Genomic DNA, 16,319 nt, shown 5'->3' with positions numbered 1-16,319 from the left:
CGTCAGCGGCCCGGTTCCCGCGTCGCGCGGGGGCCGGGCCGTCGCGCCGTGAGGGCCGCGGAGCCGGCCAGGGCCACGGCGGCCAGTGCGCAGCAGGCGACGGCCGGGTTGAGATACCGGGGCACGTGGCCGGTGACGTAGCTGCCGCCGTCCCCCGTCTCGCAGACGAACCGCAGGGGCAGATAGCTCACCGTGTAGTCGGTGATGCCGGGGTCGCGCGCCCACTCCTGCCAGCCCGGTGTACGACAGGGCCGGATCGGCGCCGAGTCGGTGCCGCCGTCCTCCGCGTCCATGACCGCACCGACCACGTGCAGCAGCCCCCACACATACAGGGCGGCCGTGACGGCGCCCACCAGGGCGGCGACGGCCCGCAGCCGCACCGCGCGGTCGGCACGCCGCGGGCCGGTCCGGCCGAGGGCACGCAAGCCGTACCCGGCCAGGGCGAAGGCGGCGATCGGCCCGGCCGGGAGGAGCAGCAGGAGCAGGGGGACCATCCCCCGACTTCAGCAGGGCAAGATCGGCCCCGGCTGTGGTGGAGCCCACAGTTCCGGGCAACGGAAGCGTCACAGGTCGTGCGGGGCCCGGCGGTTTCGGGCCCCGCACGCGTGCGCCTACTCCGCCACCGGCAGCCGCGCCCCGTCCCGCAGGAACAGCGGGATGCGGTCCAGCGGAGCGTCGACGGTGACGGCCGCGCCGCCCTCGTACGACTCACCGGTCCACGCGTCGGTCCACCGGGCGCCCGCCGGGAGGTACACGGCGCGGGCCGTCGCGCCCGCCGTGAGCACCGGCGCGACCAGGAGGTCGGAGCCGAACAGATAGGCGTCGTCGACCGACCAGGCCGTGCGGTCCTCGGGGAACTCCAGGAACAGCGGGCGCATCACCGGCAGTCCCTCCTCGTGGGCCTCCCGCATGACGTCCAGCACATACGGCTTCAGACGCTCGCGCAGCCGCAGGTACTTCTCCATGATCGCGCCGGCCTCCTCGCCGTACGACCAGACCTCGTTCGGACCGCCGGTCATCTCCGGGCCCAGCGGCGTACCGGGGTCGCGGAAGCCGTGCAGGCGCATCAGCGGGGACAGCGCGCCGAACTGGAACCAGCGGACCATCACCTCGCGGTACGCCGGGTCGTCCGGGTCGCCGCCGTGGAAGCCGCCGATGTCGGTGTTCCACCAGGGGATCCCGGAGAGCGCCGTGTTGAGACCGGCGGCGATCTGACGGCGCAGGGTCGCGAAGTCGGTGCCGATGTCGCCGGACCACAGGGCGGCGCCGTAGCGCTGACTGCCCGCCCACGCCGAGCGGTTGAGAGTGACGACCTCGGTCTCGCCGGCCGCGAGCATGCCCTCGTAGAAGGTGCGGGCGTTCTCGGCCGGGTACATGTTGCCGACTTCGAGTCCCGGGCCCGCCCAGTAGCGCAGGTTCTCCTGGAATCCCGGCTTCAGCTCCGGTTCGCAGGCGTCCAGCCAGAAGGCCGAGATGCCGTACGGGTCGAGGTAGTTGTCCTTCACGCGCGACCACAGGAAGTCGCGGGCCTCGGGGTTGGTCGCGTCGTAGAAGGCGACCTGGACCGTGGAGGCGACCTCCTTGTCGGGCCAGTCGGCGTGCGCCATCGGGCCGTACTGGGTGCCGATGAAGTAGCCGCGCTGCTCCATGAGCTGGTGGTTCTCGGAGAGCGGCGAGACCGACGGCCAGACGGACACGACCAGCTTGACGCCGAGTTCGGTGAGCTCGCGCCGCATCGCCGCCGGGTCCGGCCACTCGGTCGGGTCGAACTTCCAGTCGCCCAGGTGGGTCCAGTGGAAGAAGTCGCAGACGATGGCGGACAGGGGCAGGCCCCGGCGCTTGTACTCCCGCGCCACGCCGAGCAGTTCGTCCTGGGTGCGGTAGCGCAGCTTGCACTGCCAGAACCCGGCCGCCCACTCGGGCAGCATCGGTGTACGGCCGGTGGCGGCGCTGTAGCGGCGCTGGGCGTCGGCCGGGGTGCCCGCGGTGATCCAGTAGTCGAGCTGACGGGCCGAGTCGGCGACCCAGCGGGTGCCGTTGCCCGCGAGCTCGACGCGGCCGATGGCCGGGTTGTTCCACAGCAGGGTGTAGCCGCGGCTGGAGGTGAGCACCGGGACGGTGACCTCGGCGTTGCGCTGGATCAGGTCCACCACCGCGCCCTTCTGGTCGAACAGTCCGTGCTGGTGCTGCCCGAGGCCGTACAACCGCTCGCCCTCGTACGCGGCGAAGCGCTGTTCCAGGCGGTGGTGGCCGTTGCCGACCGGGGTGTAGAGGCGCGGGCCGGGCCACCAGAAGTGGGCGCGCTCCTCGGCGAGGAGTTCTGTGCCGTCGGCCGTGCGCAGGAAGCGGAGCCCGCCCTCGGCGCCGACCTCGACGGTCAGCGCGCCGACCGTCAAGCGGCCTTCGCCGTCCTGGATCTTGACGGTGCTCTCGGTCGGCTGCGGCTCGTCGAGGAGCGCGCCGGGGAGGCCTTCGAGGACCGGACCGCCCAGCCGCGCGCGGACCCGGACCGCGTCCGGGCCCCAGGGCTCGATCCGGACGGTCTCCTGGCGGCCGCTCCACTCCAGCGCCCCGCCCCGCTCACGGAACGTGCCGACGGTCGGGGAGGACTGCGCGAGGCTGACCGCGCCTGACTGGGTCTGGTTTTCGGCAGGCTGATTCACGTGGTGTGCTCCTGAAGGAATGCAGACATGCAGACATGGGGTGGCACAGACAGGGGGGCCACGGCCATGGGGCCCGGGACGGAGGGCGCGACGCCGGGGCCGGGCGTGGCCGGGGCTCCGGAGTCAGGCGGCGGTCGGTGCCGGGCCCGTACTCGCCCGTACCGCCAACTCGGGAGCGATCAGCACGACTTCGTCCTTGCCGTGCCCTTCCAGCTTGGCGATCAGATGTTCCACGGCGTACCGGCCCATCTCCTGAGCCGGGATGGCGACCGAGGTCAGCCGCACCGAGGCCTGCGTCGCGACCTGGTCCGGGCAGATCGCGATCACCGACACGTCCTCGGGGACGGCCCGGCCCTGCCGGCGCAGCAGCGCGAGCAGCGGCTCGACCGCGGACTCGTTCTGCACCACGAAGCCCGTGGTGCCCGGCCGCTCGTCGAAGACCCGGGCCAGCGTCAGGGACATCGCGTCGAAGCCGCCCTCGCAGGGACGGTGCAGCACCCGCAGGCCCAGCTCCCGGGAACGGGACCGGAGTCCGTCGAGCGTGCGTTCGGCGAAGCCCGTGTGCCGTTCGTAGACCGCGGGCGCCTCCCCGATGACAGCGATGTCACGGTGACCCAGCAGCGCGAGATGCTCGGCACACAGTGCGCCCGTCGCACCGAAGTCGAGATCGACGCAGGTCAGACCCGACGTGTCGGCGGGCAGACCGATCAGTACGGACGGCTGGTCCGTCTGGCGCAGCAGCGGCAGCCGTTCGTCGTCGAGCTCGACGTCCATCACGATCATCGCGTCGGCGAGCCCGCTGCCGGTGACGCGGCGCACGGCGTCGGGACCCTCCTCGCCGGTGAGCAGGAGCACGTCGTACCCGTGCGTGCGGGCGTGGGTCGCCACCGCGATGGCGATCTCCATCATCACGGGTACGTACATGTCGGTACGGAGCGGGATCATCAGCGCGATGATGTTGGACCGGCTGCTCGCCAGGGCCCGGGCGCCCGCGTTGGGGTGGTAGCCGAGCTCCTCGATGCTCCGCTCGACCCGCTGCCGGGTGCCCGCGGAGATGGACCGCTTGCCGCTGAGGACATAGCTCACCGTGCTCGCCGAGACTCCGGCGTGCTGGGCGACCTCGGCGAGGGTGACCATCCAGCTCTCCAAGCGTTGTGTGAAGCGCTTCGACAGTGCGCGTTGCGGATAAGGGCGAGTGAGGGTGGCTCGACAGTAGCTCGACGGATGTTGGGTGTCCATAGGTTGTCGAAGCGCTTCGACAGGTTTCTTGCGGCGCGGGTCCGGAGTCGTTGTCGTGCCGTGCGCCGGCGCGTTCGCCGTGCCGCGCCGGGGCGTGATTCCAGTGTCGTGCGCCGGTGCGATTCCCGCGCCGGGCTTCGGCACCGTTCCCGGTGGCGCGGCAACCTCCGGGCCCCCGGCGGCCACTGGGAGGAGTACGCAGACCGTCCCCCGGAAGGACTCCCGATGCAACACCGCCGACCGCGCCTGTCCAAGAAGGCGAAGACGCTGCTCGCGGGCTCGGTGGCGCTCGCGGCCACCGCGGGCGTCACCGTCGCCCGGGCGGGCGAGGCCGGCAAGAAGTGCGGTGCCTTCGACACCGTCACGATGGGCAAGTACTACGTCAACAACAACCTCTGGGGGCAGGACGACGGCACGGGCACCCAGTGCGTCTGGGACACCTCGCGCTCCGGCGACACCATCGGCTGGGGCACGGACTACACCTGGGCCGGCAAGGCCGGCAAGGAGAACAACGTCAAGTCGTACGCCAGTACCGTCCTCGGCTGGCACTGGGGCTGGAAGACCGACAAGGCGGCCACCGAACTGCCCGTCCGGGTCGGTGACCGCAAGCCGGTCAGGACCAGCTGGGAGTTCTCGGTCAGCGCGAACCCCGGCACCATGAACGTGGCGTACGACCTGTGGCTGCACTCCAGGAGCACCGCGGACTGGCAGGACCAGCCGACCGACGAGGTCATGATCTGGCTCGACCGGCAGGGCGGCGCGGGCCCGCTCGGCACCAAGTACGGCAGCGTCAGCCTCGACGGCGCCATGTGGGACATCTACCAGGGAGACATCGGCTGGAAGGTGTACTCCTTCGTGCGCCGGACCAACACCACCAAGGCCTCCCTCGACCTCGACGACTTCACCCAGGCCCTGGTCCGCCGCAAGCTGCTGAGCAACGACAAGTACCTCTCCGGCATCGAGTCGGGCAGCGAGGTCTTCCGCGGTTCCGGGCGGCTGGACACGAAGGCGTATTCGGTCGACATCGGCTGACATCAGCTGATATCGACCGGCATCCGTCGGCATCCGTCGGCATCGGCTGACGCCGGGTTGCGTCGAGGGGGCGCGCATGCGGGGGGTGCGCGTTCAGGCGAACGCGCGCGAGGACTGGTGGGGTCGACCGTATTCGGGTAAATACGATCGAGTAGCACCGATCGGTAACGAAGGTCCCCAAGATCCCTATGCGCGGCATCCCTATGCGCGGCGAGGTGAGCCTCATGTCCGCAACACCCCACCAGCCCACCGTCACCGAACGTGAGGCACGACAGGTCGCCGAGGCGGCCCGCGAACAGGACTGGCGCAAGCCCAGCTTCGCCAAGGAACTCTTCCTGGGCCGCTTCCGGCTCGATCTGATCCATCCGCACCCCCAGCCCGCCGACGAGGACGCGCAGCGTGGCGAGGAGTTCCTCGCCAAGCTGCGCGACTTCTGCGAGACGAAGATCGACTCGGCCCGTATCGAGCGCGAGGCACAGATCCCGGACGAGGTCATCGACGGGCTCAAGGACCTCGGCGCCCTCGGCATGAAGATCGACACCAAGTACGGCGGCCTCGGCCTCACCCAGGTGTACTACAACAAGGCGCTCGCCCTGGTCGGCTCCGCGAACCCGGCGATCGGCGCGCTGCTCTCGGCGCATCAGTCGATCGGCGTACCGCAGCCGCTGAAACTCTTCGGCACCCCGGAGCAGAAGGACGTCTTCCTGCCGCGGTGCGCCCGCACCGACATCTCGGCGTTCCTGCTCACCGAGCCGGACGTGGGGTCCGACCCGGCGCGGCTCGCCACGAGCGCCGTCCCGGACGGCGACGACTACGTCCTCGACGGAGTGAAGCTCTGGACGACCAACGGCGTCGTCGCCGATCTGCTGGTCGTCATGGCGCGGGTCCCGAAATCGGAGGGCCACAAGGGCGGCATCACGGCGTTCGTGGTGGAGGCCGGCTCCGAGGGCATCACCGTCGAGAACCGCAATGCCTTCATGGGCCTGCGCGGCCTGGAGAACGGGGTCACCCGGTTCCACCAGGTCCGCGTCCCGGCCGCGAACCGGATCGGCCCGGAGGGCGCGGGCCTGAAGATCGCCCTCACCACCCTCAACACCGGACGGCTCTCGCTGCCCGCGATGTGCGTGGGCGCCGGCAAGTGGTGTCTGAAGATCGCCCGCGAGTGGTCGGCGGCACGCGAGCAGTGGGGCAAGCCGGTCGCCTTCCACGAGGCCGTCGGCGCGAAGATCTCCTTCATCGCGGCCACCACCTTCGCCCTCGAAGCCGTCGTCGACCTGTCCTCCCAGATGGCCGACGAGGACCGCAACGACATCCGTATCGAGGCCGCCCTCGCCAAGCTGTACGGCTCCGAGATGGGCTGGCTGATGGCCGACGAGCTGGTCCAGATCCGCGGCGGCCGCGGCTTCGAGACCGCCGAGTCGCTCGCGGCCCGCGGCGAGCGGGCGGTACCGGCCGAGCAGATCCTGCGCGACCTGCGCATCAACCGGATCTTCGAGGGCTCCACGGAGATCATGCATCTGCTGATCGCCCGCGAGGCCGTCGACGCCCATCTGTCGGTCGCCGGTGACCTCATCGACCCCGACAAGTCCCTCTCGGACAAGGCGAGGGCGGGCGCGAACGCCGGTGTCTTCTACGCCAAGTGGCTCCCGAAGCTGGTCGCGGGCCCGGGGCAGCTCCCGCGCTCGTACGGCGATTTCCACCACGCCATCGACCTCTCCCCGCACCTGCGGTACGTCGAGCGCAACGCCCGCAAGCTGGCCCGCTCCACCTTCTACGCCATGTCCCGCTGGCAGGGCCGGATGGAGACCAAGCAGGGCTTCCTGGGCCGGATCGTCGACATCGGCGCCGAGCTCTTCGCGATGAGCGCGGCCTGTGTCCGCGCCGAACACCTGCGCGCCACCGGGGCGCACGGCCGCGAGGCCTACCAGCTCGCCGACGCCTTCTGCCGTCAGTCCCGCATCCGCGTCGACGAACTCTTCGGCCGGCTGTGGACCAACACCGACGACCTCGACCGCAAGGTCGTCAAGGGCGTCCTCGCGGGAACGTACGAATGGCTGGAGGAGGGCGTCGTCGACCCGTCCGGGGAAGGTCCCTGGATCGCCGACGCGACGCCCGGTCCGGCCCGGAAGGAAAGCGTTCGCCGCCCCATTCGCTGATCTTTTCCCCAGGAATTCACTGCTGTCCCGGTTTGCCATTCTGCTGCTTGCCGCACCGTATCCGTGCGTCAACAATGAAGGGAATGGCGGACGGGGACGGCAGATGCGCCAAGGTTTCGGGGAAGAAGACAGTCATGGCCTTTCCGTACAGCTGACGCGCGCCCGCGGAGAGGCGTGGCATCAGCTCAATGAAATGGATCTCGTAGGGGCCCTGCGGACCGTCCGCAAGGAAGTGCAACCGCTCGCGCAGAAGCTGCGCGAAACCGCGCCGCGGACTTTCGAGGCGCACCGCGACGCCCTCGCCGTGCTCCTCAACGACTGCGCGCTCGCCCTGGTCGACACGGAACCGCGGCCGCCCGTGGCCTCCTTCGACGCCGTACGGATCCGGCGCATCGACCTCCGTGACGTCGACGGTCTGCTGGACGCCGGACGGCCTGGAGAACGGCCCGTCATCCAGCAACTTCTCCGCAGCGCGCTCGACGTGGTCGACGATCCCGTCCTGCGCGAGGTGATCAAAGCGAATCAGCAGGGCGTCCACATTCTGCAACGAGCCAACCACTGGATACGGATGCTTGTGGACGCCGTTTAGTTCTGGGGGAATTCCCATGCCGGGCAAAGGTCTGGACGTCATCACCGGCAGGATCATGCGGGCCGGTGAGGGACGAGTGCTGCGCAGGCTGCAGCGTGTCGTCGATCTGGTCAACTCCTTGGACGCGGAGTTCAAGGAGCTGACCGACGAGGAGCTCCAATCCCTCACCCCGGAGTTCAAACAGCGGTACGCCGACGGCGAGAGCCTGGACGACCTGCTGCCCGAGGCCTTCGCCGCGATGCGCGAGGCGGCCCGGCGCACCCTGGGCATGCGCCACTTCGACGTCCAGGTCATGGGCGGTGCGGCGCTCCACCTCGGCAACATCGCCGAGATGCAGACGGGGGAGGGCAAGACGCTGGTCGCCACGCTCCCCGTCTATCTGAACGCCCTGTCCGGCAAGGGGGTCCACCTCGTCACCGTCAACGACTACCTCGCGGAGCGCGACGCCGAGTGGATGGGCCGGGCCTACCGCTTCCTGGGCCTGACCGTCGGCGTCATCAAGTCCGACTCGACCCCCGCCGTGCGCCGCGCCCAGTACGGCTGCGACATCACCTACGGCACCAACACCGAGTTCGGCTTCGACTATCTGCGCGACAACATGGCCTGGTCGAGGGACGAACTCGTGCAGCGCGGCCACCACTTCGCGATCGTCGACGAGGCCGACTCGATCCTCATCGACGAGGCCCGCACCCCGCTGATCATCTCCGGCCCCGCCGACCAGCCCACCCAGTGGTACGAGGCCTTCGCCAAGCTCGTACGACGGATGAAGGGCGTCCGCGTCCAGGAGGAGCTGTTCACCCGGCCGGCCGAGAAGGAGGAGCTGGCCGGGCTGCGGGCCGCGCACGACTACGAGTACGACCCCAAGAAGCGCACCGTCGCGATCCTGGACCGGGGCGTGGAGTACCTCCAGGACCAGCTCGGCATCGAGAGCCTCTACGAGTCCGACCACACCTCGCTCATCGGGCATCTCAACAACGCGCTCAAGGCCAAGGAGCACTTCAAGAAGGACAAGGACTACGTGGTCGTGGACGGCGAGGTGCTGATCGTCGACGAGCACACCGGCCGCATCCTCGGGGGCCGCCGCTACAACGAGGGACTGCACCAGGCGATCGAGGCGAAGGAAGGGGTGACGATCAAGGACGAGAACCAGACCCTCGCCACCATCACCCTGCAGAACTTCTTCCGCCTCTACGAGAAGCTGGCCGGCATGACCGGCACGGCGATGACGGAGGCGGCCGAGTTCCACCAGATCTACCAGCTCCAGGTGGTACCGATCCCGACCAACCGGCCCCCGCGGCGCGCCGACGACCCCGACCAGATCTACCGCACCGTGGACGCCAAGTACGCCGCGATCGTGGAGGACATCGCGGAGCGGCACGCCCAGGGACAGCCGATCCTGGTGGGCACCACCTCGGTCGAGAAGTCCGAGCTGCTGTCCGCGCTGCTCAGGAAACGCGGCATCCGGCACGAGGTGCTCAACGCCAAGAACCACCAGCGCGAGGCCCAGATCGTGGCCCAGGCGGGCCGCCGGGGCGCCGTCACCGTCGCCACCAACATGGCCGGCCGCGGCACCGACATCATGCTCGGCGGCAATCCGGAGGCCCTGGTGGCCGCCGAGCTGGAGCAGCGCGAACTCACCGAGGAGGAGGCCCCGGACGCCTGCCGCGAGGTGCGCGAACGGGTCACCGCCGTGGTCGGGACGGCGTACGAGGAGGTCAAGGAGCTCGGCGGGCTGTATGTGCTGGGTACCGAACGGCACGAGTCGCGTCGCATCGACAACCAGCTGCGCGGCCGCGCGGGACGCCAGGGCGACAACGGCGCCTCCCGCTTCTACCTCTCCCTCGAAGACGACCTGATGCGCCTGTTCCGCGCCCAGGTCGTGGACCGCGTGATGGCGATGGCGAACGTCCCCGACGACATCCCCATCGAGAACAAGATGGTCACCCGCGCCATCGCCTCGGCCCAGGCCCAGGTGGAGCAGCAGCACTTCGAGTCCCGCAAGGACGTCCTGAAGTTCGACGAGGTGCTCAACCGGCAGCGCACCCTCATCTACGCCGAGCGCCGCCGCGTCCTGGCGGGGGAGGACCTGCGCGAACAGCTTCTGCACTTCATGGACGACACCGTGCGGGCGTACATCAAGCAGGAGACGGGCGAGGGCTTCCCCGAGGAGTGGGACCTGGAGCGGCTGTGGGGCGCCTTCAAACAGCTGTACCCGGTACGGGTCACCATCGAGGACCTGGAGGAGGCGGCCGGCGACCGCGCCAACCTCACCGCCGACGACCTGACCGAAGCCGTGACCCGGGACATCCACGACCGCTACGAGGACCGTGAGTCCGAACTCGGCGCCGAGACCCTGCGCGACCTCGAACGCCTGGTCGTCCTCAACGTCCTCGATCGCAAATGGCGCGAGCACCTCTACGAGATGGACTACCTCCGTGACGGCATCGGCCTGCGCTGGACCCTCGGCCGGGAGCCGATCGTCGAGTACGAGCGCGAGGGCTTCGACATGTACGGCGCGATGACCGAGGCCATCAAGGAGGAGTCCGTCGGCTACGTCTTCAACCTGGACGCCTCGGGTGGTGCGCCGGGCACCCTCGAACGCCGCGACCGGGTCGAGGACCTGCACTTCACCGCCCCGACGATGGACACGGCGGAGGGCGTGGTGCAGGGCGGGTTCGCCCCCGCGGACGCCGTGGACACCCCGGAAACCTCAGAAACCCCAGGCACCCCAGGCACCTCGGCCACCCCGGGGACCGGCGAAGCCGCCGCCCCGGCGCCGTCACGCGGCGGCGCCCGCCCCGGCAGGTCCAAGGCACGGCGCCGCCGCAAACGCTGAAGGGAGCGTCAGCAGTACTTGTCGCTGGGGTCGCGTGTCGTCCACACGATCGGGTAAGGTCCTCGATCTGCGTTGCGAGAACCAAGTGCGCACAGTGTGCTGAGCGAGAGCCAAGCCGGCACAGCAACTCCATTGCTTGTAGTGCCAAACCGGGCAGGTTCCGACCCGGCTGGTGTTGAGGGTGTAAGACCCGTAGGTCCGCTGGACCCGCAGGCAGCCTGAGTCAGGAATCCCCCCTGCTTCAGCGGCGGGGGGAGGGTTCAAATTGGGGAAGGTGTACCTCGTTCTCGTGGCCGGGAGGCGTCCTAACAGGATCCAACCCTTGAGGGAGGTCGCAGCCGAACCGGTGTTCTTGATCTGCACCCACTCGCCGTTGAGGCTCGCGGTGGAGCGGTTGTCCGAGTCCGGGCTGTCGAACCAGACGTGGTGGATCGTCACACCGCCGGCCGCCTGCGCCGGAGTGCTGAGAAGAAACGTGCCCGTCAGTGCCACGGCGCCCGCGAGCGCGGGCAGGGCAGTGCGTATCCGCATGAGAACCCCCCAGGGTTTCGTCCCCCCGGCCGGTCGTCCACCGGCCAGTGATAGTGATGAAGTGCTATCACATGATCTTCACGCCTCTTCCGCAAAGGGTGATTTCGCCTCCTCCGGTACGTCGGGGTGCTAATAGGGTCGGAAGAGGGGCACCCTGTCCTGCGCGGGTCCCGCAGCGGCCACAATGGAGGGATGAGCGACAGTCCAGCCCCCCTCGCCGATCCGCACCTCTTCTTCGACCCCGTGGCCGGAGTCCGGGATGTCGTGATCCTCGGCTCCACCGGTTCGATCGGCACCCAGGCCATCGATCTCGTGCTGCGCAACCCCGACCGGTTCCGGGTCACCGCGCTCTCCGCCGCCGGCGGCCGGGTCGGACTGCTCGCGGAGCAGGCCCACCGGCTGCGCGTACGGGCGGTCGCGGTCGCGCGCGAGGACGTCGTACCGGCGCTGCGGGAGGCGCTCGCCGCCGAGTACGCACCCGGTGAGTCCCTTCCCGAGATCCTGGCCGGCGCGGACGCCGCCACCCAGCTCGCCGCCTCCGACTGCCACACCGTCCTCAACGGCATCACCGGCTCCATCGGCCTCGCCCCCACCCTCGCCGCCCTGGAGGCGGGCCGCACCCTCGCGCTCGCCAACAAGGAATCGCTCATCGTCGGCGGCCCGCTGGTGAAGGCGCTGGCCAGGCCCGGCCAGATCATCCCCGTCGACTCCGAGCACGCGGCGCTCTTCCAGGCCCTGGCCGCCGGTACGCGCGCCGATGTGCGCAAGCTGGTCGTGACCGCCTCCGGCGGACCCTTCCGGGGCCGTACGAAGGCGGAGCTGGCGAACGTGACACCGGCCGACGCGCTCGCGCACCCCACCTGGGCCATGGGACCGGTCATCACCATCAACTCGGCGACCCTGGTCAACAAGGGGCTGGAAGTCATCGAGGCGCACCTCCTCTACGACATTCCCTTCGATCGCATTGAGGTGGTGGTGCATCCGCAGTCGTATGTCCACTCGATGGTTGAGTACACGGACGGATCGACACTGGCCCAGGCGACGCCCCCCGACATGCGGGGGCCGATCGCCATCGGTCTCGGCTGGCCCGAGCGCGTCCCGGACGCGGCGCCCGCCTTCGACTGGACCAAGGCGTCGAGCTGGGAGTTCTTCCCGCTCGACAACGACGCTTTTCCCTCGGTCGGGCTCGCCCGGCACGTGGGGCAGCTCGCGGGCACGGCCCCGGCGGTGTTCAATGCCGCCAACGAGGAATGCGTGGACGCGTTCCTGAACGGCACCCTGCCGTTCAACGGGATCATGGAGACCGTCACCCGAGTGGTCGAGGAACACGGCACACCCGGAACGGGAACTTCCCTGACCGTGGCGGACGTCCTCGAAGCGGAGACCTGGGCACGCGCCCGGGCCCGTGAACTGACAGCACAGGCAGCACAGACAGCACAGGCAGCACCAATGGCACAGACGACAACCGCGGAGGCTCGTGCATGACGACCCTGATGATGATCCTCGGCATAGTCGTCTTCGTGGTCGGCCTGCTCATTTCGATCGCCTGGCACGAGCTGGGACATCTGTCGACGGCCAAGCTCTTCGGCATCCGCGTACCGCAGTACATGGTCGGCTTCGGGCCGACCATCTGGTCGCGGAAGAAGGGCGATACCGAGTACGGGGTGAAGGCGGTCCCGCTCGGTGGCTACATCCGCATGATCGGGATGTTCCCGCCCGGCCCCGACGGTCGTATCGAGGCACGCTCGACCTCCCCCTTCCGGGGCATGATCGAGGACGCCAGGTCCGCCGCCTTCGAGGAGCTCAAGCCCGGCGACGAGACCCGCCTCTTCTACACGCGCAAGCCGTGGAAGCGCGTGATCGTGATGTTCGCGGGCCCCTTCATGAACCTCGTCCTGGCCGTCGCGATCTTCCTCGGCGTGATGATGACGTTCGGTGTGCAGACCCAGACCACCACGGTCGGCAAGGTCTCGGACTGCGTCATCCAGCAGAGCGAGAACCGCTCCAAGTGCGCGACGAGCGACGAGGCCGCACCCGCCAAGGCCGCCGGGCTCAAGGGCGGCGACAAGATCGTCGCGTTCAACGGCAAGGCGATCGACGACTGGGCGGCCCTCCAGACCGACATCCGCGCCAACCCCGGCAAGGACGTCACGATCACCGTCGAGCGCAAGGGGCAGAAGGTCGACCTGGCCGCCCACCTGATCAAGAACCAGGTCAGCAAGACCGACGGCAACGGCGGCTATGTCGAGGGCAAGTACGTGTACGCCGGCTTCCTCGGCTTCACGCCCGCCTCCGGCATCGTCGAGCAGTCGTTCGGCCAGTCCGTGAACCGCATGGGCGACATGATGCAGAGCGGCGTCGAGTCGCTGGTCTCGCTGCCCGGCAAGATCCCCGACCTGTGGGACGCGGCCTTCGGCGACGGCCCGCGCAAGGCGGACTCCCCGATGGGCGTGGTCGGCGCGGCCCGTATCGGCGGCGATGTCTTCACGCTGGACATCCCGGCATCGCAGCAGGTCGCGATGATGCTGCTGCTGGTCGCGGGCTTCAACCTCTCCCTCTTCCTGTTCAACATGCTCCCGCTGCTCCCGCTCGACGGCGGGCACATCGCGGGCGCGCTGTGGGAGTCGCTGCGGCGGAACGCGGCGAAGGTGCTGAAGCGGCCCGACCCGGGTCCGTTCGACGTCGCGAAGCTGATGCCGGTGGCCTATGTGGTGGCCGGAATCTTCGTCTGCTTCACGATCCTCGTACTGATCGCGGACGTTGTTAACCCGGTGAAAATCTCCTAGTCGGTCTCTGGGCAGGACACCGTTCGTGGCGGCCGGGCACCCTGGGTGCCCGGCCGCCATCCGTTGGGTGGGTTTAGGGGCGTGATGTGCTCGGGCGTGCGTCGGTGCCGTAATCTCGGAGCCTGGAGCCCACGATTCCGGGACCTTGATCCACAACTTGGGGTTGCACAGCAGATGACTGCGATTTCTCTCGGCATGCCGTCCGTTCCGACCAAGCTCGCCGAGCGACGGAAGAGCCGGCAGATCCAGGTCGGAACCGTGGCCGTGGGTGGAGACGCGCCCGTCTCGGTGCAGTCGATGACGACGACGCGTACGTCGGACATCGGCGCCACGCTGCAGCAGATCGCCGAGCTGACGGCTTCCGGCTGCCAGATCGTACGGGTGGCCTGCCCGACCCAGGACGACGCCGACGCCCTCGCGACGATCGCCCGCAAGTCGCAGATCCCGGTCATCGCGGACATCCACTTCCAGCCGAAGTACGTCTTCGCGGCGATCAACGCCGGCTGCGCCGCCGTGCGCGTCAACCCCGGCAACATCAAGCAGTTCGACGACCAGGTCAAGGAGATCGCGCGGGCCGCGAAGGACACCGGCACCCCGATCCGGATCGGCGTCAACGCGGGCTCGCTCGACAAGCGGCTGCTCCAGAAGTACGGCAAGGCGACGCCCGAGGCGCTCGTCGAGTCCGCCCTCTGGGAGGCCTCCCTCTTCGAGGAGCACGACTTCCGGGACATCAAGATCTCGGTCAAGCACAACGACCCGGTGGTCATGGTCAACGCGTACCGCCAGCTGGCGGCGGCCTGCGACTACCCCCTGCACCTCGGTGTGACGGAGGCGGGTCCCGCGTTCCAGGGCACGATCAAGTCGGCGGTGGCGTTCGGAGCGCTGCTCTCCGAGGGCATCGGCGACACGATCCGGGTGTCCCTGTCGGCGCCGCCCGCCGAGGAGGTCAAGGTCGGTCTCCAGATCCTGGAGTCGCTGAACCTCAAGCAGCGTGGCCTGGAGATCGTCTCCTGCCCGTCCTGCGGGCGTGCCCAGGTCGACGTGTACAAGCTGGCGGAAGAGGTCACCGCCGGTCTGACGGGCATGGAGGTTCCCCTCCGCGTCGCCGTCATGGGCTGCGTCGTGAACGGTCCGGGTGAGGCCCGTGAGGCCGACCTCGGTGTCGCCTCCGGCAACGGCAAGGGACAGATCTTCGTCAAGGGCGAGGTCATCAAGACGGTCCCCGAGTCGAAGATCGTCGAGACCCTCATCGAGGAAGCGATGAAGCTCGCCGAACAGATGGAGGCCGAGGGTATCGCCTCCGGCGAGCCTTCGGTGTCGGTAGCGGGCTGACCCACCTTGTGGCGCAAGGGACCCGGGCGCCTCTCCGGAGGTGGCGCCCGGGTCCCTTGCGTGCGGTACTGCTCGGTATCTCCGGCTAAAGTACGGAGATCAGCAGACCGTGTGACTCCGCCCCGGGGGGCTTCTCGCAGTGATGCGACGGTCAAGCCCTGACCGGTGCTCACAAACGAGCGCACGACGACGCTAACAGGTGCGCGACGCGCTGTCGTTGCCCGCAAGGAGTGATGGAGTCGTCCCGTTGTTGACCCAGACCACCACCAGGGTCCTCGAACCGAGTGACCTGGACGCCGCGCTCGCCGTCCTCGACCGCGAGCCGGTCGCGAACGCTTTTGTCGCCTCCCGGGTACACATCGCGGGCCTCGACCCGTGGCGCCTCGGCGGCGAGATGTGGGGCTGGTACGAGGACGGCATGCTGCAGTCCCTGTGCTACGCGGGCGCCAACCTGGTCCCGATCTGCGCCACCCCCCGCGCCGTCCGCGGCTTCGCCGACCGGGCGAGAAGGGCGGGCCGTCGCTGCTCCTCGATCGTCGGCCCCGTCGAGGCCACCGCCCAGCTGTGGCGGCTGCTCGAACCCAGCTGGGGCCCGGCCCGCGAGGTCCGCGCCCACCAGCCCCTCATGGTCGCCGACCGGCTCCCCACCGACACGGCCCCCGATCCGTACGTCCGTCGCATCCGCAAGGACGAGATGGAGACGATCATGCCGGCCTGCGTGGCGATGTTCACCGAGGAGGTCGGCGTCTCACCGCTCGCCGGGGACGGCGGGCTGCTCTACCAGGCGAGGGTCGCCGAACTCGTCGGCACCGGCCGCTCCTTCGCCCGGGTCGACCAGAACGGCAAGGTCGTCTTCAAGGCCGAGATCGGCGCCGCCACCCCGCATGCCTGCCAGATCCAGGGCGTCTGGGTCGCCCCCGAGTACCGCGGCCAGGGCCTGGCGGCCCCCGGCATGGCCGCGGTGCTCCGCTACGCACTCGCGGACGTCGCCCCGCTCGTCAGTCTCTACGTGAACGACTTCAACACCCCGGCCAGGGCCACGTACCACCGTGTGGGCTTCCAGGAGATCGGCGCCTTCATGAGCGTCCTGTTCTAGCCCCCCGCTCCGGCCCAGGGCTCCGGCCCCCGCGAGGCACGCGGCGAACCGTGCCCAGC

11 protein-coding genes are annotated in these 16,319 nt (G+C 69.4%); 7 read left to right on the top strand and 4 right to left on the bottom strand.

The window, feature by feature from the left end; genetic code table 11:
- Positions 1–2: 2 nt before the first annotated feature.
- The 3 genes from RV986_RS14835 to RV986_RS14825 form a co-directional block, all read right to left on the bottom strand.
- Positions 3–494: a hypothetical protein gene (locus RV986_RS14835; protein ID WP_475917858.1), complete on the bottom strand. Its 492-nt coding sequence runs from the start codon at positions 492–494 to the stop codon at positions 3–5.
- A gap of 117 nt (positions 495–611) precedes the next feature.
- Positions 612–2,663: a glycoside hydrolase family 31 protein gene (locus RV986_RS14830; RefSeq protein ID WP_475917857.1), complete on the bottom strand. Its 2,052-nt coding sequence runs from the start codon at positions 2,661–2,663 to the stop codon at positions 612–614.
- Positions 2,664–2,786: 123 nt separating this feature from the next.
- Complete coding sequence (locus RV986_RS14825; RefSeq protein ID WP_475917856.1) at positions 2,787–3,800, bottom strand: LacI family DNA-binding transcriptional regulator; 1,014 nt, start codon at positions 3,798–3,800, stop codon at positions 2,787–2,789.
- A 327-nt stretch (positions 3,801–4,127) separates the two neighbouring features.
- Between RV986_RS14825 and RV986_RS14820 the strand changes: the two genes are divergently transcribed.
- Both RV986_RS14820 and RV986_RS14815 read left to right on the top strand, forming a co-directional pair.
- Positions 4,128–4,934 carry a GH12 family glycosyl hydrolase domain-containing protein gene (locus RV986_RS14820; protein ID WP_475917855.1) on the top strand — a complete coding sequence of 269 codons (807 nt, stop codon included), beginning with the start codon at positions 4,128–4,130 and terminating at the stop codon, positions 4,932–4,934.
- 224 nt (positions 4,935–5,158) lie between these two features.
- A complete protein-coding gene (locus RV986_RS14815) occupies positions 5,159–7,090 on the top strand; it encodes an acyl-CoA dehydrogenase family protein (protein ID WP_475917854.1) in 1,932 nt (643 codons plus the stop codon).
- Positions 7,091–7,106: 16 nt separating this feature from the next.
- Here RV986_RS14815 and RV986_RS14810 read toward each other — a convergent pair whose 3' ends face one another.
- The gene (locus RV986_RS14810; RefSeq protein ID WP_475917853.1) at positions 7,107–7,628 is read right to left on the bottom strand and encodes a hypothetical protein; all 522 of its coding nucleotides are present in this window, start codon (positions 7,626–7,628) and stop codon (positions 7,107–7,109) included.
- 67 nt (positions 7,629–7,695) lie between these two features.
- On the opposite strand from RV986_RS14810, the gene secA reads away from it, so the two are divergent.
- From secA to RV986_RS14785, 5 genes are all read left to right on the top strand, one after another.
- Entirely contained in the window at positions 7,696–10,515 is a 2,820-nt protein-coding gene (secA, locus tag RV986_RS14805; RefSeq protein WP_475917852.1) for a preprotein translocase subunit SecA, read from the top strand.
- 723 nt (positions 10,516–11,238) lie between these two features.
- A complete protein-coding gene (gene dxr / locus RV986_RS14800; RefSeq protein ID WP_475917851.1) occupies positions 11,239–12,531 on the top strand; it encodes a 1-deoxy-D-xylulose-5-phosphate reductoisomerase in 1,293 nt (430 codons plus the stop codon).
- Entirely contained in the window at positions 12,528–13,832 is a 1,305-nt protein-coding gene (locus RV986_RS14795; protein WP_475917850.1) for a M50 family metallopeptidase, read from the top strand. Before dxr ends, RV986_RS14795 begins: the two co-directional genes overlap by 4 nt.
- 174 nt (positions 13,833–14,006) lie before the next feature.
- Positions 14,007–15,164 (top strand): flavodoxin-dependent (E)-4-hydroxy-3-methylbut-2-enyl-diphosphate synthase, encoded by a 1,158-nt coding sequence (gene ispG, locus RV986_RS14790; protein ID WP_266430715.1) that lies wholly within the window; start codon positions 14,007–14,009, stop codon positions 15,162–15,164.
- 247 nt (positions 15,165–15,411) lie between these two features.
- Positions 15,412–16,260 carry a GNAT family N-acetyltransferase gene (locus tag RV986_RS14785; protein ID WP_475917849.1) on the top strand — a complete coding sequence of 283 codons (849 nt, stop codon included), beginning with the start codon at positions 15,412–15,414 and terminating at the stop codon, positions 16,258–16,260.
- The last annotated feature ends 59 nt before the right edge of the window (positions 16,261–16,319 follow it).

The sequence above is a fragment of the Streptomyces sp. RLA012 genome (assembly GCF_056270325.1).
Note: the sequence above shows the minus strand (reverse complement) of the source record. Positions and strands in the feature narration are given on the sequence as shown.

Coding starts and splice junctions, on each gene's coding strand:
- dxr (WP_475917851.1), top strand. CDS start 11,239: ATGAGCGACAGTCCAGCCCCCCTCGCCGATCCGCACCTCTTCTTCGAC.
- RV986_RS14825 (WP_475917856.1), bottom strand. CDS start 3,800: ATGGTCACCCTCGCCGAGGTCGCCCAGCACGCCGGAGTCTCGGCGAGC.
- secA (WP_475917852.1), top strand. CDS start 7,696: ATGCCGGGCAAAGGTCTGGACGTCATCACCGGCAGGATCATGCGGGCC.
- RV986_RS14835 (WP_475917858.1), bottom strand. CDS start 494: ATGGTCCCCCTGCTCCTGCTGCTCCTCCCGGCCGGGCCGATCGCCGCC.
- RV986_RS14815 (WP_475917854.1), top strand. CDS start 5,159: ATGTCCGCAACACCCCACCAGCCCACCGTCACCGAACGTGAGGCACGA.
- RV986_RS14795 (WP_475917850.1), top strand. CDS start 12,528: ATGACGACCCTGATGATGATCCTCGGCATAGTCGTCTTCGTGGTCGGC.
- ispG (WP_266430715.1), top strand. CDS start 14,007: ATGACTGCGATTTCTCTCGGCATGCCGTCCGTTCCGACCAAGCTCGCC.
- RV986_RS14820 (WP_475917855.1), top strand. CDS start 4,128: ATGCAACACCGCCGACCGCGCCTGTCCAAGAAGGCGAAGACGCTGCTC.